This is a genomic window from Chryseobacterium sp. L12, from assembly GCF_056133985.1.
The window spans coordinates 30,849-49,076 of record NZ_JBVYOF010000005.1 but is presented as its reverse complement, the minus strand read 5'-3'; the positions used below and the strand labels follow the sequence as shown (position 1 = coordinate 49,076).

Annotated in this window: 20 protein-coding genes; 12 read left to right on the top strand and 8 right to left on the bottom strand. The window is 34.9% G+C overall.

Features of this window, described 5'->3' with window-relative positions:
* Positions 1-116 precede the first annotated feature (116 nt).
* The 4 genes from AC0NBN_RS04200 to AC0NBN_RS04185 all read left to right on the top strand — a co-directional run bounded on the left by AC0NBN_RS04200 (position 117) and on the right by AC0NBN_RS04185 (position 2,659).
* Positions 117-440 (top strand): PadR family transcriptional regulator, encoded by a 324-nt coding sequence (locus AC0NBN_RS04200; RefSeq protein WP_143885234.1) that lies wholly within the window; start codon positions 117-119, stop codon positions 438-440.
* Positions 437-1,150: a hypothetical protein gene (locus AC0NBN_RS04195; protein ID WP_160813544.1), complete on the top strand. Its 714-nt coding sequence runs from the start codon at positions 437-439 to the stop codon at positions 1,148-1,150. Before AC0NBN_RS04200 ends, AC0NBN_RS04195 begins: the two co-directional genes overlap by 4 nt.
* Before the next feature lie 63 nt (positions 1,151-1,213).
* Positions 1,214-1,918 carry a hypothetical protein gene (locus tag AC0NBN_RS04190; protein ID WP_160813545.1) on the top strand — a complete coding sequence of 235 codons (705 nt, stop codon included), beginning with the start codon at positions 1,214-1,216 and terminating at the stop codon, positions 1,916-1,918.
* Between the two features lie 21 nt (positions 1,919-1,939).
* Positions 1,940-2,659 carry a hypothetical protein gene (locus AC0NBN_RS04185; protein ID WP_160813547.1) on the top strand — a complete coding sequence of 240 codons (720 nt, stop codon included), beginning with the start codon at positions 1,940-1,942 and terminating at the stop codon, positions 2,657-2,659.
* 7 nt (positions 2,660-2,666) lie between these two features.
* On the opposite strand, the gene AC0NBN_RS04180 is transcribed toward AC0NBN_RS04185, so the two are convergent.
* The gene (locus AC0NBN_RS04180) at positions 2,667-3,758 is read right to left on the bottom strand and encodes a serine hydrolase domain-containing protein (RefSeq protein ID WP_160813548.1); all 1,092 of its coding nucleotides are present in this window, start codon (positions 3,756-3,758) and stop codon (positions 2,667-2,669) included.
* A gap of 143 nt (positions 3,759-3,901) precedes the next feature.
* On the opposite strand from AC0NBN_RS04180, the gene AC0NBN_RS04175 reads away from it, so the two are divergent.
* Positions 3,902-5,188: a DUF389 domain-containing protein gene (locus AC0NBN_RS04175; RefSeq protein ID WP_160813550.1), complete on the top strand. Its 1,287-nt coding sequence runs from the start codon at positions 3,902-3,904 to the stop codon at positions 5,186-5,188.
* A 21-nt stretch (positions 5,189-5,209) separates the two neighbouring features.
* Positions 5,210-6,088, top strand: coding sequence for a mechanosensitive ion channel family protein (locus AC0NBN_RS04170; protein ID WP_160813552.1), 879 nt, complete (start codon positions 5,210-5,212; stop codon positions 6,086-6,088).
* Between the two features lie 50 nt (positions 6,089-6,138).
* Here the strand turns inward: AC0NBN_RS04170 and nhaA are convergent, their stop codons facing one another.
* On the bottom strand, positions 6,139-7,314 hold the full coding sequence (nhaA, locus tag AC0NBN_RS04165) for a Na+/H+ antiporter NhaA (protein WP_160813553.1): 1,176 nt from the start codon (positions 7,312-7,314) through the stop codon (positions 6,139-6,141).
* A 344-nt stretch (positions 7,315-7,658) separates the two neighbouring features.
* Entirely contained in the window at positions 7,659-8,369 is a 711-nt protein-coding gene (locus AC0NBN_RS04160; RefSeq protein WP_160813555.1) for a diphthine--ammonia ligase family protein, read from the bottom strand.
* A gap of 97 nt (positions 8,370-8,466) precedes the next feature.
* Between AC0NBN_RS04160 and AC0NBN_RS04155 the strand changes: the two genes are divergently transcribed.
* Together AC0NBN_RS04155 and AC0NBN_RS04150 are read left to right on the top strand one after the other, a co-directional pair.
* The gene (locus tag AC0NBN_RS04155; protein ID WP_474467170.1) at positions 8,467-8,589 is read left to right on the top strand and encodes a hypothetical protein; all 123 of its coding nucleotides are present in this window, start codon (positions 8,467-8,469) and stop codon (positions 8,587-8,589) included.
* 296 nt (positions 8,590-8,885) lie between these two features.
* The gene (locus AC0NBN_RS04150; protein WP_160813557.1) at positions 8,886-9,638 is read left to right on the top strand and encodes a hypothetical protein; all 753 of its coding nucleotides are present in this window, start codon (positions 8,886-8,888) and stop codon (positions 9,636-9,638) included.
* A gap of 71 nt (positions 9,639-9,709) precedes the next feature.
* On the opposite strand, the gene AC0NBN_RS04145 is transcribed toward AC0NBN_RS04150, so the two are convergent.
* Entirely contained in the window at positions 9,710-9,907 is a 198-nt protein-coding gene (locus AC0NBN_RS04145; protein WP_160813559.1) for a hypothetical protein, read from the bottom strand.
* 113 nt (positions 9,908-10,020) lie between these two features.
* A complete protein-coding gene (locus AC0NBN_RS04140; protein ID WP_160813560.1) occupies positions 10,021-13,368 on the bottom strand; it encodes a methylmalonyl-CoA mutase family protein in 3,348 nt (1,115 codons plus the stop codon).
* A 208-nt stretch (positions 13,369-13,576) separates the two neighbouring features.
* Between AC0NBN_RS04140 and AC0NBN_RS04135 the strand changes: the two genes are divergently transcribed.
* The 4 genes from AC0NBN_RS04135 to rpsB all read left to right on the top strand — a co-directional run bounded on the left by AC0NBN_RS04135 (position 13,577) and on the right by rpsB (position 15,877).
* Positions 13,577-13,909: a hypothetical protein gene (locus AC0NBN_RS04135; RefSeq protein WP_160813562.1), complete on the top strand. Its 333-nt coding sequence runs from the start codon at positions 13,577-13,579 to the stop codon at positions 13,907-13,909.
* 168 nt (positions 13,910-14,077) lie between these two features.
* Complete coding sequence (rplM, locus tag AC0NBN_RS04130) at positions 14,078-14,533, top strand: 50S ribosomal protein L13 (RefSeq protein WP_089744155.1); 456 nt, start codon at positions 14,078-14,080, stop codon at positions 14,531-14,533.
* 6 nt (positions 14,534-14,539) lie between these two features.
* Positions 14,540-14,926, top strand: a complete 387-nt coding sequence (gene rpsI / locus AC0NBN_RS04125; RefSeq protein ID WP_047373582.1) for a 30S ribosomal protein S9 — start codon at positions 14,540-14,542, stop codon at positions 14,924-14,926.
* A 186-nt stretch (positions 14,927-15,112) separates the two neighbouring features.
* Positions 15,113-15,877 carry a 30S ribosomal protein S2 gene (rpsB, locus tag AC0NBN_RS04120; RefSeq protein WP_089744153.1) on the top strand — a complete coding sequence of 255 codons (765 nt, stop codon included), beginning with the start codon at positions 15,113-15,115 and terminating at the stop codon, positions 15,875-15,877.
* Between the two features lie 52 nt (positions 15,878-15,929).
* Here the strand turns inward: rpsB and AC0NBN_RS04115 are convergent, their stop codons facing one another.
* The 3 genes from AC0NBN_RS04115 to AC0NBN_RS04105 all read right to left on the bottom strand — a co-directional run bounded on the left by AC0NBN_RS04115 (position 15,930) and on the right by AC0NBN_RS04105 (position 18,203).
* Positions 15,930-16,652: a DUF6759 domain-containing protein gene (locus AC0NBN_RS04115; RefSeq protein ID WP_474467161.1), complete on the bottom strand. Its 723-nt coding sequence runs from the start codon at positions 16,650-16,652 to the stop codon at positions 15,930-15,932.
* A gap of 16 nt (positions 16,653-16,668) precedes the next feature.
* Positions 16,669-17,346, bottom strand: coding sequence for a tRNA (guanosine(46)-N7)-methyltransferase TrmB (gene trmB / locus AC0NBN_RS04110; protein ID WP_160813563.1), 678 nt, complete (start codon positions 17,344-17,346; stop codon positions 16,669-16,671).
* A gap of 74 nt (positions 17,347-17,420) precedes the next feature.
* Positions 17,421-18,203, bottom strand: coding sequence for a DUF6759 domain-containing protein (locus tag AC0NBN_RS04105; protein ID WP_143885216.1), 783 nt, complete (start codon positions 18,201-18,203; stop codon positions 17,421-17,423).
* Positions 18,204-18,228 lie beyond the last annotated feature (25 nt).

Genomic DNA, 18,228 nt, shown 5'->3' with positions numbered 1-18,228 from the left:
TGCTGCAAAGATAGGATTTATGGAGTTACATCAAAGGTCACGGTAGTAAGATAAATTTAAAATAATCCACATACATAAGAAAATTATGCATAGATTTGTAAGGTATTAAATTCGAAATGAAAAAAAACAGTCTATATAAAGGAACGCTTCAGAATATTATTTTAAAACTGCTTTCTAAAGAAGTGAAAATGTACGGCTATCAAATCACACAGCGTGCAAAAGAATTAACAGAAGGCGAACTTGAAATGACGGAAGGAGCATTGTATCCTCTCCTCCATAAATTGGAAGCGGACGGGATCATTACGTCTGAAGTTCAGGAAATTAACGGCAGGAACCGAAAATATTACCTTCTTACTGATAAGGGAAAAAAACAGCAGGCGGCTCAGGAAGACGAAATGAGATCATATTTGTTCAATTTAAAAACGATTTTTGATATATGATTTCATCAGAACAAAAATTAGAGATTGAACAGTTTTTAATTTCTAAAAAACTGCCTTTAGATATTTTGCTGGAAGTTAAAGATCATATGATTTTGCAGATAGAAGATTGTATGAATAATGAAAATAGAAGTTTTGAAGAAAGTTTTTCTAAAGTTGAAATTATGTGGAGAGAAAATTTCTCCTTAACAACATATTGGATGTTTTATGGTCGGGAAAAACTCCCGCAAATTGCAAAGAATATTATGAAGCAGAGGTTTAACAGTATTCTTTTTAAATCATTTTTATTCGGATTGTTATTTTTTGGATTAAGCTTTTTAATGATTTCTTTATCAGTAAGCCTGGAGGCTTTCAAAATATATTTTGTAATAAGTCATTTGATGTTTTTATTGGCTGCTGTTCTGCTGTATTTTTTCAATTTAAAGTTTAAAAACTATTTTAGAAAAGATTACAAATACAAAGGACAGATTAATTATACGCTTTATCAGCAAAATCTTACTTTATTGATGATCTGTTTTTTTGGAATGAGCCAGTTAATAATGAATGGAGGAGAATATCTTTATAATTTTTTTAAATCAGAAAACAATGTATCGGTAATAACTTTAATGCTATTGTCCTGGTATCGTTTGTTTCTTTATTCTTTTGGAATTTTTGGCATCTTGAATTTTATTGAGCATAAAAAAGCAATAAAAAAACTTCAGTTACTAAATTAAAAACATCTGGAAGTAAAAGATCTCAGTCTTGTATCCTTAATTAAAAAAATATTGCCTTACCTGATGAACGAATTTCAAATTCTAGACATAAGAAATTATCTCCTTTCTAAAAATCTTCCGGTAGATCTTCTAATGGAGGTCGAAGATCATTTTGTAGCACACGTCAATGATTTATGCCAAACCAAGGCGATGTGTTTCGAGGATGCCTTCGCTAAAGTAAAAGAATTCTGGAAAGAAGATTTGACTGAAAGCTATTATTACAACGGGAAAAGTACTACTCAGTTTGTTAAAGAAATAAAAACCCGACAACTTAATAAAATTCTCTTATCAAGTTTCATCGCAACAGCTTCTTTGGTTTTTTTGTTGTATTTATTGGCTTTCTCGGTGTCAAATGAGATTTTCACTGAAGTATTGCCTTGTATTACCATCATTTTTTTATCAATTGCGGGAATGCATTATCTTATTAATTTTAATATTTTTCGATTTTCAAAAAATAACCCGAAGATCAGGTTGAATATTTATCAAAACGGTAATATTCTGGTGTTTTTAGCAGGCTTTGCTACTATTGTACTAGGAAATACTTACAATGCTTTATCAGAGAAAATACACAATTTCTTAACAGGGAATTCTTCTGTTGGATTTGCATCCTTTCTTATATTGCTTATAACCATTTGGTTTTACACATTTGGATTTTTGATGCAGATGAGATTTGTAAAATCAGCAAAAAAGACCATGAAAATAATGAAGTTTTCAAAACTGTCATTTTAATTAAACTTAAATCAATCAAATATGAACGAATTTCAGATCCGGCAAATAAGAAATTATCTTCTTTCCAAAAATCTTCCGATAGATCTGCTCATTGAAGTGGAAGATCATTTTGTGATGCAGATTGGCGAAGTAATGAGTAGTGAACACATTAATTTTGATACTGCATTTTATCAGGTGAAAGTGTTATGGGAGGAGGAGCTAAGTTTTCCTAAGTATAAAATTCAGTTTAATCTGAATGATGTCACTCATTTTGTACGCAAAATCAACAGGAATATTTTAAGAGAAACTCTGAAAAAAACATTTCTTTACAGCATCATTATAGGAGCTTTTGTATTTGGCGGAATCTTATTTTTCAATGAAAATACATTCAAATATTTTTCATTTATTGCTTTTCTTGCCATTTTTTTAGCGCCTTTGTTGGGGTATATCTTGAAGTGGAAAGATTTTCAGCTTGCAAAAAAGTATGACCGTTATGTCTTAACGTACTACCAGAATTTTATTTTGATTGTGGCAGGTGGATCAGGAGCTTTCAGCAGCATGATATATCAGTATAAAGCTCAAACATTTCAAGTGCTTTATCAGTTTCTTACCGGAATTTTTACTCCGGAAGGAATATTTTCTTTCTTTGGTTGTTTTATGTTGATTGTATGGTCTGTTTTTAATGTTATCTGTCAGCTAAAATATCTTGGTCAGATCAATAAAGTGAAGCCGTATCTTTATTATTTAAAAGAAAGCTCATAATTCGTCTTTATGGTGTATTTTCAAGAATATCTGCAATTTTTTTGATCTCTTTGTGAGGTCTGAAAGATGCAGATTTACCCTTTTCTTCATCGGCAATATTAGATAAAATAATAACCGAAGTCTGGGTTTTGGGATAGTAAATGTTCAGGGAAGGTGCGCCTTTTACATAACCGCTGTGAAAGTAAGAGACCGGTTTGTTTTCTGTGATCATAATACCCAATCCGTAACCCATTTTTCCCAGGATCGGATGCTGTCTTTCAGTAGTTTTGGAAACAAATTTTTTCAAAGTTTGACGCTTGAGAATTTTGCCGCTGTATAAAGCATTATTCCAAATATGTAAATCATTTATAGTAGACAAAACGCCACCTGCGGGAATTCCTATTTCTTTATTACCTAATCTTTTTGGCATGCCATCAACCACCGTTTGCGATTCAGCGTTTCCGACATACGTTTTTGCGAAATTTTTTCCACTGAATGAAGTTCCCGTTGAGGAGTTTTTCATTCCTGCTTGTTTAAAAAGTTCAAGCATGTTTTCATCAAAAGATTTTCCGGTAACAGTTTCTGTAATTTTTCCTAAAGCATTATATCCGTCGTTAGAATAATTAAATCCTGTTCCGCTTTTAAATAAGAGTTTTTCACCAAAATTATTGAGTCCTGAAGTGTGATTCAGAAGTTGTTGTATGGTGATGTTTTCGTATTCTTTACTTTGAAATTCTTTAATGTATTTTGAAGCTTTATCCTCAATCTGAAGTTTCCGCTGTTCCATCAATTGTAGGATTAAAGCAGATGTAAACTGTTTGCTGATTGATGCAACCGAGAAAACAGTGAGGCTGTCAATTTTTATTTGATTTTTAAAATCCGAATATCCGTTGTTTTTTCGGTAGAGCTCAGTATTGTCTTTGAAAATGCCCACACTTCCGTTGAAACCGTAAGTACTGAAAACCGAATCAATTTGTACCTGATAGATATTTTTCTTTAAAGAGAGTTGTGCAGAATCTGCAAGAGCTTTTTTATCAATCGTTTCCTTTGCCTGTTCCTGTTTTTTGCTGCATGAAAACATTAATAACAGAACAAGTGAGAAAAAATAAGTTTTAATCATGAATGTATTTTTCAACTAAAATATAAAAAAGAACTTCAAAAACCGATCAGATGGCGTTTTTTTTGAAACAGCTGATGACTAAATTACAGGCTGATGAAAGAATTTAGGTATATTTTTCTTAGATTGCGAAAAAATAAACACATATGTCGTTGATTAGTAATTTTCTTAATCTGCATCAGGGAGAAGAGGAGAGAGGGAAGGTTTTGGATAATGTAATTAAAAACATTTCATTTCGTGGAGCCAATCTCTGGATTCTTGCGTGTGCTATTCTTATAGCTTCTATCGGGCTCAATGTAAATTCTACTGCGGTGATCATTGGGGCGATGTTGATTTCACCTTTGATGGGTCCTATTGTAGGAGCGGGCTTTGCACTCGCAACTTACGATTTTGAACTTCTGAAAAAGTCGGGTAAAAACCTGCTTGTAGCTACTGTGGTGAGTTTGATAGTATCTACTCTTTACTTTTATCTTAGTCCGTTCAAAGATGTGCAGTCGGAACTTCTTGCAAGAACCTCGCCTACAATTTATGATGTAATGATCGCATTTTTCGGAGGAATTGTAGGAGCCATATCTATTACCAGAAAAGATAAAGGAAATCCTATTCCGGGAGTTGCCATCGCAACGGCTTTGATGCCTCCGCTTTGTACGGCAGGATTTGGACTTGCGGTTTTTGATATGAAATTTTTTGTCGGAGCGATGTATTTATACACAATCAACTGCTTCTTTATCGGGATTTCTACTTTTGTTATTATTAAATATCTAAAATATCAGCCGATTGTTACCGAAAATAAATCATTTGATAAAAAACTGCGTTACATTATCACCTCGCTTATCTTGCTGATGACAATACCGAGTTTTTATCTTGCGTATGGTCTTTTGCAGGAGAAAAGATTTTCGCAGAATGTAGAAAATTATATTAAAAATGAATTTACGGATAATGGCTATACTTTGATTTATAAAAAAATTAATTACAATACGGCACCTAAAACCGTAGATCTAGCCTTTTTATCAAGAAATTTTGACAGTCTGGAAATTGTGGATTTTAATAAAAAGCTTAAACTTTTCGGGCTGGAAGATACAAAACTGAATATCAAGCAGAATACTTCAGATATAAAGTCTGAAATTTTAAATGAAATTAATAAAAACACCTCCAGTGTTTCTGAGAAAGATCTGAAGATTAATCTTCTGAATAAAGAGCTAAATGAATATAAAATTGAGGATAAAGATCTGATCAACGAAGTGAAAATTCTGTTTCCCGGAATCAGTGAGATTTCTTTAGGCAAAATGAACGGGAATTATACAAAAAATGATTCTACCTATCAGAAAACAGTTGTTTTGTATTCTGCTGACGCATCTGTTGATGAGGAAAAGCTCAACCGTTGGCTTGCTTCGAAGTTTAAAAACAAAAAACTTGAAATTTTAAAAAAATAACATTTAACACAAATAATAAAGATGAAAGAAGATTACATAAATATTTTTGAAGTCTTTACGAAAAAACTTACCAACTGGATCAACGAATTAATAGAAAAGACTCCCAATATAATCATTGCAACAGTCTTGTTTATTCTCGGGTTTTATCTGTCGGGAGTAGTGAAAAAGCTGGTTGTGAAACTTCTGGAAAAAAGAAAAGTGAAACTTTCTGCCAGAATGATGATTGGGAATATCATCTCAATCATTACTGTATCGGCATTTCTTATGTTTGCACTCAATGTTCTGAGCCTGGATAATATGCTGAAAACCGTACTTGCCGGAGCTGGTGTTGCGGGTTTGGCAATTGGTTTGGCGCTTCAGGGTACGCTCAGCAATACGTTTTCTGGCGTTGCATTGTCTTTTGTAAAAGATTTAAGTATCGGGGATACCATAGACAGTAATGGTTATACCGGTGTTATTCAGGATATTAATCTTCGGGTTGTTAAACTTAAAACTCCTGATGGGAATTTAGTAATGATTCCGAACAGAGCGATTATAGAAAATCCGTTAAAAAATTATTCGCGAAACCCAATCACTATTGTTGCAGTAAATTGTGGAATAGAATATGGTGCAAATCTTGAAGATGTACGAATGATCGTAGTTGATGCTGTAGCTTCCCATGATGACAATCTCAGAAAAGAAGATATTATATTTTTCTACAAAGAATTTGGAGACAGCTCTATTAATTTTGAAGTAAGATTTCCTATGCCTTCAAAAAATCTTGTAGAAACTGCTGTTGCAAAATCTAAAGCAATTGTCGCTATCAAGAAAAGTTTAGATCAGCACAATATTTCAATACCATTTCCGATCAGAACTCTTGATTTTCCAGTTGATTTACTTCAAAATAATAAAGAGAAATAGTTTTGACTGAAAAAAAACTCCGTGACAAAAAATTACGGAACTTTACTAAACTATTTTACAGTAAAAGGTTTAGAATATTTCAGAATAAAAAATCCTAAAATACCCGCTAATATTGAACTCAGCAATACGGAAAGTTTGGCTTGCGCTACATATACAAGATCTTCAAATGATAAAATAGATATGAAAATCGACATTGTAAAGCCAATAGCCGCTAAGAAAGAAACACCCAAAATGTGAGACCAGCCGCTGTTCAGTGGCAGTGTTCCCCATTTCATCTTAACACAGATCATTGAAGCCAGCATAATTCCTACGGGTTTACCTAGTAAAAGCCCAAATGCAATTCCGAGTCCTAAAGGCTGGGTCAGTCCGCTTGCCATTTCTGCTTCCCAGGTGATATTGGTATGTGCAAATGCAAAAACCGGAATAATAAGCAGATTTACAGGTTTTGCTATGGCGTGTTCAAGCCTTTCCAAAGGCGAATCTTCTGCAGTTGCATTTGTAGGAATTGTCATTGCCACCAAAACTCCGGCAATGGTTGCGTGAATTCCTGAATGATGAATAAAATACCAGATAAATGCTCCCGGAATCAGATAAAGCCATGGATTTTTTACATTAAAACGGTTCATAAGCAACAAAACAATCATGCCTGCCAAAGCATAGCCAAGATAGAGCAATTCAATTCCTGAAGAATAAAAAATGGCGATCACGAGAATAGCAATCAGATCATCAACGATGGCAAGAGCAGCCAAAAATATTTTAAGGCTTGGCGGAACTCTCCGGTCTAAAAGTGATATAACAGCCAAAGCAAAGGCAATATCTGTAGCCATTGGTATTCCCCATCCCTGCGAAGAATAGGAATTTTGATTAAAGGCTAAGAAAGTCAAAGCAGGAATTACGGCACCTCCAATTGCGCAGACAATAGGCAGTGCAGCCTTTCTGGGAGATGACAGTTCGCCTTCGATAATTTCTCTCTTAATTTCCAGACCTACAAAAAGGAAAAAAATAGCCATCAATCCATCATTAATCCACATAGCAATGGAATAATTAAGGTGAATACTGTCGTTTTCAAAACCTATTTTTCGGTCTAAAAGACTTTGTAAATCTCCGGCTAAAGTTGTGTTTGCGACGATGAGTGAAGCAATAACGGCAAAGAATAAAAGGAAGCCGCCAAAATTACTAGATTGTACAAATGTTTTAAAAATACTAAATCGTATATTTTTGCTCATAATTTGGTTTTTTAGATAAAAATGAAAATAAAATTGCTTAAAAACAAATAGTTTGAGATAATTTATTTTAACAATAAAACGTAGGATACAAATCCTTTCCAGAGTTTTACGATTTGTATCTTATGATTTCACTTTCTTTAAACTTAATAATTTCTTCAAAAATAAGACCATCAGAATCAAAATTGTAAAATTCTTCTTTCGTATCGAAAAGATTTTCATTTTATACAATTTAAAACTATTTAATCCGAGAAAAATTAGTTCACTATAAGGATAATAACATCTGTTGCTTTAACGAAAACAAAAATATCCTATGAAGTCAGAGCAGTCGGTATTTCAAAAACTTGTCATTTTGAAATCAAATCACAAAACCAGAAAATATATTCTCCATCCTCTTCACTTTCATCAGATTTTGGTTTGGGATAGGTCTTTTTTACCACTTCTCCGATTTCAAAATCAATAGGATTTTTAAAAATAGGTCCGTCAAAAGTAAACGTGTGAAATTCCCCGTTTTCTCCGCAGGGATCTACATTTTCAGGTAAATCTTTAATGAAACTTGCATCGATAATTCTACCGGCAAAGCTTTTATCCAGATAAGTTTCGTTGACGCAGGTGACAATGGTTTTAAAACCTAAATCTAGAAATTCGTGAATAAGATCTGCGGTGTTTTTTTTCCAGAGAGGAAAAAAGGCTTCCATTCCAATAGATTGTAACTGATCTTCTCTATATTTCTTTAAATCTTCCAGAAAAATATCGCCAAAAATAGAATGAGTAACACCCTGAGATTTTATTTTGTTCATCGTGCTGCTCATCAATTCCTGATATTCTTCCATTGACGGATCTTTTGGAAGTTCAAGTTTAATTAAAGGAAAACCAAGACTTTCTGCCTGTTTTTCTAACAGCGAAACAGAAACACCATGCATGGAAATCCTTTGAAACTCTTCGTTGATGCTCGTCAGCAAAGAGGTAATTTCAAATTTTTCTTCCTGCAGAGTTTTGTATAAAGCGAGTGCAGAATCTTTTCCGCTGCTCCAGTTGAAGATGGCTTTTTGTATCATTTAAAAATAAAAAATCTCCCAAAAATAGGGAGATTCTGCGAATTATTATTTTTTAACTTCTTTAATAGGAATAAAGCCTCCGTTGACATAATCAAGTTTGAGTTCAAAAGGAACTGAAGTAGATTCTGAAGCAAGCAGCCCGCCGATAATTCCGAAAAATGCTGAAGCAAGAACTACATCTCCCGTTTTTGCAGTAGATTTTATTTTTCCTATAAAATAAAAATCTCCGTCCTTTTTTTCTGCCTTTACAAAAGCATTTTCTACCGGTAAATAGATGTAGGGAGAACCTTCGTAAACAATGGCAAATGTCTCATTCTTTTTAATGGTTGGGATAATTCTTTCAAATTTCAGGTAATGTAACGTTAATTCAGAATTGAATATTATGATAAAGTATTTAATTATTTTTGATTTAATTAATGTTTACTTTGGAAATTTTTTAATTTAATTTATTTGTAATGTCTTATGATTGTTGTTGTGATGCTAATGTTGTATATTCGCACTGCTAATTTTATAACCGTGAAAAACTTATTTTTATTTTTATTTATTTTATTTCTGAGCAAAACTTCGGCTCAGAATGTGGGAATCAATTCTACTAATCCACAAGTTACATTTGACGTTAATGGTACTGCATCTACAGTTGCTGCAGCCGATGGCATGAGAGCACCGCGAATCACCCTCGCTCAGCTGAATGCAAAAACCGGATACAATATGAATCATATAGGAGCTTTGTTGTATGTAACAGATCTTACTGGTGGTTCTACGGTTGCTGCAACCGCACAGGTTACAACGACCGGATATTATTATTTTGACGGTTCTGCGTGGCAATCTGTGGTAGCAAAGTCAGGTTCAGCTGTTTTTATTGCATCTCTGGGAAGTGGTAATGGTTCTGCTACAGCTGCTACAATTCCGGCAAGTGCATTTACAACAGTTCCACTGACTACCGTTGTAAAAAACGTAGGTGGAGGAGTCTGGAATCCCGCAACAAACATTTATACGGTACCAACTGCAGGAACTTACATTATAAAATCGAGTATAAGACTTGTTGACGGAAGCCCAGGTAGGAATGTGTTTCAGGCAGTGAATACGTCAAATTCTGATATTCCTGACGGAATTTGGGATACCAATTCGGGAGGTAGATGGACAATGCTTTATACAAGGATTGCTTATTTCAATAAAAATGATCAGTTAAGACTTTACATATATTCTGATGGTGCAACAGCTAATATTTCAGACGCTTCGCTTAATATTGTTTTGTTAAGCCAGAATTAAAATCATTTTAAAATAAATTGAAACCCCTCAGAGAAATTTCCTTGAGGGGTTTTTAGTAACAAAGCTTTAAGCTATTTGCTCGGTGGTTTTCCAAAATTATTTAGATGACTAACCTCTGTTTTTTCGCGTTCTGCAGCTTGTCTTTTTCGCAGTTCTTCAGCATTTCTGTCGACATCGCTTTTGTGAGGAGTCTCCATCGGATAAGATTTACACGAAACAGCAGATCCCATTAAGCAAACTACTGAAATTGTTCTGATAAAATTTTTCATCTTAAAATTTTTCTTCAAGTAAAAATACAAAAAACCTCAAAGAAAATTCCTTGAGGCTTAATTTTAAAATTATTGAAATGTTTAGTAGCCAACAATTGTCTACGGCACAGCCGTTACATATTTCTTCTGTACTTTCCACCCACTTCAAACAAAGCATTGGTAATCTGTCCAAGCGAACAGTATTTCACGGCATCCATCATTACTTCAAATAAGTTTTGCTGATTGATGGCAGCGTGTTGTAATGTTTTTAAAGCTTCTTCGGACTTATCATTATTGGATTTCTGGAAGTTGTGAAGCATTTCAATCTGGAATTGCTTTTCTTCCTCAGTCGAACGGATGACTTCTCCCGGACGAACCGTTGGCGAACCATCTTTTCCAAGGAAAGTATTTACCCCGATGATCGGATATTCTCCGGTGTGTTTCAGCCATTCGTAATGCATCGATTCTTCCTGAATTTTTGAACGTTGGTACATCGTTTCCATTGCACCCAAAACACCGCCTCTTTCTGTAATTCTGTCGAATTCTGCGTAAACTGCTTCTTCTACCAAATCCGTTAATTCTTCAATAATAAATGAACCCTGAAGCGGATTTTCATTTTTCGCTAAACCTAATTCTTTATTGATAATTAGCTGAATTGCCATTGCTCTTCTTACGGATTGTTCAGTCGGAGTTGTAATTGCCTCGTCGTAAGCGTTGGTGTGCAGTGAATTACAATTATCATAGATTGCATACAACGCTTGTAACGTCGTTCTGATATCGTTAAAATCAATTTCCTGCGCGTGAAGAGAACGTCCCGAAGTCTGAATGTGGTATTTCAACATCTGGCTTCTTTCGTCAGCGCCGTATTTCAGTTTCATTGCTTTTGCCCAGATTCTTCTTGCCACACGTCCGATTACTGAATATTCAGGATCGATTCCGTTGGAGAAGAAGAACGATAAATTTGGTGCAAAATCATTGATGTCCATTCCTCTTGACAAATAATATTCCACATACGTGAAACCATTCGCCAAAGTAAATGCCAACTGAGAAACCGGATTGGCTCCTGCTTCTGCAATATGATATCCTGAAATAGAAACAGAGTAGAAATTTCTTACTTTTTCTTTAATGAAATATTCCTGAACGTCACCCATTAATCTCAAAGCAAATTCAGTAGAGAAAATACACGTATTCTGCGCCTGATCTTCCTTTAAAATATCTGCCTGAACCGTTCCACGAACAGTAGCAATGGTTTTCGCTTTAATTTCTGCATAAACATCGGCAGGAATCACTTCATCACCTGTAATTCCCAATAATTTTAAACCTAAACCGTTATTGGAAGGCGGCAATTCTCCGTTGTATTTTGGTCTTTCTAAACCTTTATCATCGAATTTTGCTTTTAAAACTTCTTCAACCTTTGCTTCAAGCTTATTCTCAACAATATATTTTTCAACATTCTGGTCGATGGCTGCATTCATAAAGAAAGCCAATAACATCGGAGCCGGACCGTTAATCGTCATTGAAACCGAAGTTAATGCATTCACCAAATCAAATCCTGAATACAGTTTTTTAGCATCATCCAAAGTCGCAATAGAAACGCCCGCATTTCCGATTTTTCCATAAATATCCGGTGGAAGTGCAGGATCCTGACCATATAAAGTTACACTATCAAAGGCGGTTGATAACCGCTTTGCAGGCATTTCTGCAGAAACGTAGTGAAATCTTCTGTTGGTTCTTTCAGGTCCTCCTTCTCCGGCAAACATTCTCGTTGGATCTTCTCCGGTTCTTTTGAAAGGATAAATTCCCGCAGTATATGGGAAACTTCCCGGAAGATTTTCCTGACCTTTCCATTTGATCAGATCGCCCCAATCGTTGTATTTTGGTAATGCAATTTTCGGAATTCTTAGGTGAGATAAAGATTCTGTTGAGGTTTCAACCTTAATTTCTTTTCCTCTTACGAAATAGGAATAAAATTCAGCTTTGAAAGCCTCTTTCGTATCGTCCCATGTTTTAAGGAAATCAATATTTTCCTGCTGAAGCTCCTTTTCGGCTTTCTGATATTCAGCATCTAATGTTTCATTGGAAAGGAAATTTTTAACGCCTTCAATATGATACATTTTTCTTGCTAACTCAGCCTGTTTTTCAACATTCGCATCGTATTGTCTGTTGTTTTCAACGATTTCAGAAAGATAACGTACTCTTTTTGGCGGAATAATCGTTACTTCGTCTGTAATTTCCTGTTCAACAAATGTTTTTAAATTTAAATCAGCAAATTTATCGTTGACTTTAGAAACTAATCTGTTGTATAATTCTGTTGTTCCGTGATCGTTGAACTGAGATGCCTTTGTTGCATAAACCGGCATTTCATCCAATGGCTGTTCCCACAGCAAATGGTTTCTCTGGAACTGTTTTCTTACAGCCTGAAGTGCGTCAAGAGCTCCTCTTTTGTCAGATTTATTTAAAGCTACCAAATCTGCATAATCCAACATATCAATTTTTTCCAACTGTGTAGAAGCCCCGTATTCCGGAGTCATCACATACATAGAAACATCCGCAAAGTCTGAAACTTCCGAACCGGATTGTCCAATCCCCGAAGTTTCAAGGATAATAACATCAGGATGAGCCAGTTTTAAGACATTCAAAGCGGAGTGGATGAATGGAGAAACAGAAACGTTGTTTTCTCTCGTCGCCATCGAACGCATATACACTCTTGGATCGTTGATTGCGTTCATACGGATTCTGTCACCCAAAAGCGCTCCTCCTGTTTTCTTTTTGGAAGGGTCGATTGAGATAATTGCAATTTTTTTATCGGTGTTTGAACGCAGGAAACGTCTTACCAATTCGTCTGTTAAAGAAGATTTTCCCGCTCCTCCGGTTCCTGTGATCCCGATAATCGGAATATGTAAGTCTTTTGATTTTTCGTCGATCGCTTTTACCAAATCAGGTTTTTCTTCTGAGAAGTTTTCAACCGCTGAAATGATTTTGGCAATGCTTGTAGAGTTTTCAAAACTGATTGAATCTAAGTCATTTGCTGTAACTTCTTTTCCTGTCGCAAAATCTGATCTTTTAACCAAATCATCGATCATTCCCTGCAAACCAAGTTCACGACCATCGTCCGGAGAATAAATTCGGTCGATTCCGTAAGACATGATATCTTCGATTTCTTCCGGTAGAATTACACCGCCGCCACCGCCGAAAATTTTAATCTGTGGCGAATTTTTTTCTCTTAAAAGATCATAGATGTATTTAAAATATTCGTTGTGACCGCCTTGGTAAGAAGTCAGCGCAATGGCGTTTGCATCTTCCTGAATCGCAGTATTCACCACTTCTTCAGCAGATTTATCGTGACCGAGGTGAATGACTTCACAGCCTGTTCCCTGTATCACACGTCTCATAATATTAATGGCAGCATCGTGACCGTCGAATAGCGACGCGGCCGTCACGATTCTGACTTTATTTTTTGGAGTATATTTTTGGGTTTCCATAAAAAAATTACAAAATTTCTGAATCCCAAATATAACAATAAAATGAAGATTGGTTTGTTTGAGTTAGTATTTTGTTTTTCAATGATTTATATTTTTGATGTATTTTATTTTTTTACAATTAACTAACGTTTGTTCTGTTTTGCATTTTAAGAGGGCATATTTTCTTTGGTAGATTTAAAATTTCTATTTTTGCACTATAAAATTTATAATGAAAAGAGCATTGATCTATTTTGGATTGGGAACGGTAATTAGTTTTTTGATTAATTATTTCTTCATTGATGGGGAAAACATTGGTCTGGAATTGTATTATGCTGTTGCTTTTGGTCTTGCTTGGGGAATGGCTTATTTTCTGGATAATCCTAAATTCTCCCTTTTTCAGAAGATGGGTTCATCTTTTGGGGTAATGGCACTGTTGGTGGCGGTTGGAGCTTTGATTTTCAATCTTGAACTGGCTATTCCGTCGATTTTGAAATTTTCTACTGTTTTTGTAGCTTATTATTTAATTGCGAGTTTCAGAGCTACTAAGTCCTTGCGCAATTAACACTACAGCAATTATTTTCAGTTGTCATCATTACTATTGAATATGATAACTTACTTATTATCATTATTTTCAATACTTTAATTTAAATATATTTTCAGAATAGAAAAATATTTGTACCTTTGCACACCCTTTTAGGGGCAAATTATGTTTAATCTTTAACTAAAACGTGTGAATACATTAAGTTACAAAACTGTTTCAGCGAACAAAGCTACTGCTAATAAAGAATGGGTTGTGGTAGACGCTGAAGGACAACCTTTAGGAAGACTTGCTTCTAAGGTTGCAAAGATTTTGAGAGGTAAGCACAAAGCAAACTTTACACCTCACGTAGATTGTGGTGATAACGTTATTGTTTTGAATGCTGGGAAAGTTACTCTTTCCGGAAACAAGTGGAACGATAAGACGTATATCTGGCATACAGGTTATCCTGGTGGTCAGAAGTCTATGACAGCTGCAGAACTTCAGAAAAAAGATTCTTTAAAAGTATTGGAAAAATCTGTAAAAGGTATGCTTCCAAAAAACAGATTAGGATCTGCATTGTTGAAGAACCTTTATTTATATGAAGGAACTGAGCACAAGCATGAAGCTCAACAGCCAAAAACAATTAATGTTAACGAAATTAAATAATTAATTATGTCTATAGTTCACAAAATCGGAAGAAGAAAAACTTCTGTAGCAAGAGTTTATGTAAGACCAGGTTCTGGAAACATTACAGTAAACGGTAAAGATGCTAAAGAATATTTTTCTACAGACGTTATGGTTTACAAATTAAACCAGCCGTTCATTCTTTCTGAAACTGTTGGTCAGTACGATGTTACTGTTAACGTATTCGGAGGTGGAAATACAGGTCAGGCAGAAGCTATCAGATTAGGTATTTCAAGAGCTTTATGCGAAATCAACGCTGAGTTCAGATTAGCTTTGAAACCAGCTGGTTTACTTACAAGAGACGCAAGAATGGTGGAAAGAAAGAAGCCAGGTCAGAAAAAAGCAAGAAAGAGATTCCAATTCTCAAAACGTTAATTTTTTTCGGACATCAGATTTGGAGATGTCAGATTTCAGACCTTTTCTTGTCTGGTATCTTATATCTGAAATCTATTAATCTAAATTTAAAATTGCCCGTTACGTTTAGCATCCAAACGCTTCTCCCATCTAAAGAAGTTGTTGATTGTTTAAAAAACGGAAAGTAAACTAACAAAAACAGAAAACATGGCAAAAGCAAATGTAAAAGACCTTCTAGAGGCTGGTGTACACTTCGGTCACATGACTAGAAAGTGGAATCCAAATATGGCTCCATACATTTTTATGGAGAAAAACGGTATTCACATTGTAGACTTACATAAAACAGCAGTTAAATTGGATGAAGCTTGTAACGCTTTAGAAAAATTAACTTCTGCAGGTAAAAAAGTTCTTTTCGTAGCTACTAAAAAGCAGGCGAAAGAAGTTGTTGCAAAACACGCTGCTGAACTTAATATGCCTTACATCACTGAAAGATGGCCAGGAGGTATGCTTACAAACTTTGTAACGATCAGAAAGGCTGTAAAGAAGATGAACTCTATCGACAAAATGAAAAAAGACGGTACGTTCGAAACTTTATCTAAAAAAGAAAGATTACAGGTAGACAGACAAAGAGCTAATTTAGAGAAAAACTTAGGTTCTATCTCTGACATGGTTCGTCTTCCTTCTGCAATCTTCGTTGTAGATATCATGAGAGAACATATCGCTGTAACTGAAGCTAAGAAATTAGGTATCCCAGTTTTCGGTATTGTTGATACCAACTCTGACCCAAGGAAAGTAGACTTCGTTATCCCAGGAAACGATGATGCTTCTAAGTCTATTGATATGATCTTGAGCGTTGTTTCAGATTCTATCAAAGAAGGTCAGTCCCAGAGAAAAGCTGATAAAGAAAAATCTAAAGAAGAAGGAGAAGTAGTATCTGCTGATAAAGATGCAGATTTCGATTCTGCTGAATAATTTTGATTATTCTTTTAAATATTAAAACCGCTGAATTTCAGCGGTTTTTTTGTTATTTTCTTTTTTTAGATTTATGTAAATTTTTATTTTGACTTTGATTAAGATTTTTTAAATCCCTATCTGGTTTTGTTGTTTCCTTTGCTATGTTTTGCTGGCTGTTTTTATAGCCGGGATTATTCAAAACCATCATTAGATTTTTACCGATTTCTTTTTTATTTTGGTATAATACATCACACAGGCTTCCGGATAGATTATACTCATCTTTATTCACTACAATAGAATTTTCTCCTTTTGCGGGAACAGGAAGATGGTAAAACTTTTTTCCGGAGATTTCCAGTACCAGATTGCAGTCGGAATTATTCTTTATAAGGAGGATTGCCTCGTTGCTGCTGATGTCTTCATTAAATAAAGAGTTAAGCAATTTTACCGTCTTTTCTTTGTGCTGTTCAGAATTTTCGGTCATTAATTTTTTGAATAGCTCCTCCTTTTGCTCATTGTTCTTTTTAGCTGAACTTATGGTGGGCAGATCTACGAAGACAGGTCTGGCTTCCATAGGTTTGGCATCTTTTTTACCTTTTGTCCATTCGGCGTTTTTGAGGGCTATAATGCGCTGTTTAAGAATTTTCCTTTTAGGATCTTCAGGATGAGCCTTAGAAAGATATTCTTCAATCTCATTGATGTTTGCACTTTTAAGTATTTCTTCCTTTGCAGTATTTACAGCACAGGAAGAAACTATGAGACTGAAGAACAAAACGGTAGTCCATTTTTTCTTCATCAATTGTGTTTTTTGGTTAGTTAATTCTGAATTTTATATAAGTAATTGTTTTTCCTTTTGCTGAAAACAGCTCTTCATAATGTGTTTTTATATCGCGTAGATGGGGAGTGTCGGGATCATATTCCAATGCTCCGTAAATGTCGTGATGAGCAGTAATGATTTCGTAACCTGCGCCCTGCAAATATCCTAATGTATAACCATGGAAGAACTCAGAATCTGTTTTAAGATGAATGATTCCGCCTGGTTTAAGGAATTTTTTATACCGCTCTAGAAAATCAGGATGCGTAAGTCTGTGTTTTGTCCGTTTAAATTTTATTTGAGGGTCAGGAAAAGTAATCCAGATTTCGTCAACTTCATTTTCAGCAAAATAATAATGAACCAGCTCAATTTGAGATCGCAGGAAAGCGACATTTTTCATGTTGTTTTCTACGGCTTCTTTAGCACCAAACCAAAATCTTGCACCTTTTATATCAATTCCGATAAAGTTTTTATCGGTAAATGTTTTTGCAAGACCTACAGAATATTCTCCTTTTCCGCAGCCCAATTCTAGAACGATTGGCTGATTGTTTCTGAAGAAATTTTCTCTCCACTTACCTTTGAGTTCAAAACCATTTAGTGCCTCTTCTCTTGTTGGTTGAATGACATTTGGTAAGATTTTATTCTCTGCGAATCTTCGTAGTTTATTTTTGCCCATGAATTATAAAATGAAATGCTGCAAAATTACGAAAATTATGCAGCATTAAGTTTTTTATTTAATATGGAGAATGATTATTTGGAAGAGTTTCCTAAAGCAATCATCAAAGGTTTCTGAATGGTTTTCTGAGATGCATACTGAGCGCCGCAAACGAGGCTGGATAAAAGATAGTCACCCTTTTCTACCACGATTGAGTTATCTCCGTTAGCCGGAACGGGAAGTCTGTATTTGGTATGTCCTATTCCCTCAATTCTTACAATGATGTTACAGTCTGATTTGTTCTGAATTAAAACGATACATTCTTTTGCATTGGGATCATTGTCAAATAATGAATTGAGGATTTTTACAGTTTTATTTTTATGCTCAACAGGATTTTCAGTCATAAGCATATTAAACTCTGACGCTTCTGTATCGGGAATTGGTGCGGCAGAAGCTTTTGTTGATGCCGAAGCAGCAATGTACACATTTTGAGGAGTACTGGGTGTATAGACTATAGCCGCTTGTCCTACCTGAAGCTGCTGTTGATACTTTTGAATTTGTTTCTGCTTGATAATAGCGTTAAATTCTTCAAAAGAAATCTTTGTAGAAGGTCCTCTTTTAAGTCTTGCAAGATTTTCCTGCATTTCTTTTACCTTTCTGTCGCCGGGCGGTGCATCTTTGATATAATCCTTCATCATTGCCATTACTCTTGGCTTAAGTACAGATCTTTTAGGATCATCAGGATGGGCATCTCTCAGAAATGCGTTGATTTCGTAAATGTTTTTGCTTTTAAGAATATCGCTGTAATCCTTATTTTTCCGTTGTGCAGAATAAGATACAAAAACGAGACTTGTAAAAAGTAAAACTAACTTTTTCATTGATATTTTAATTGGTGAAGTGGAG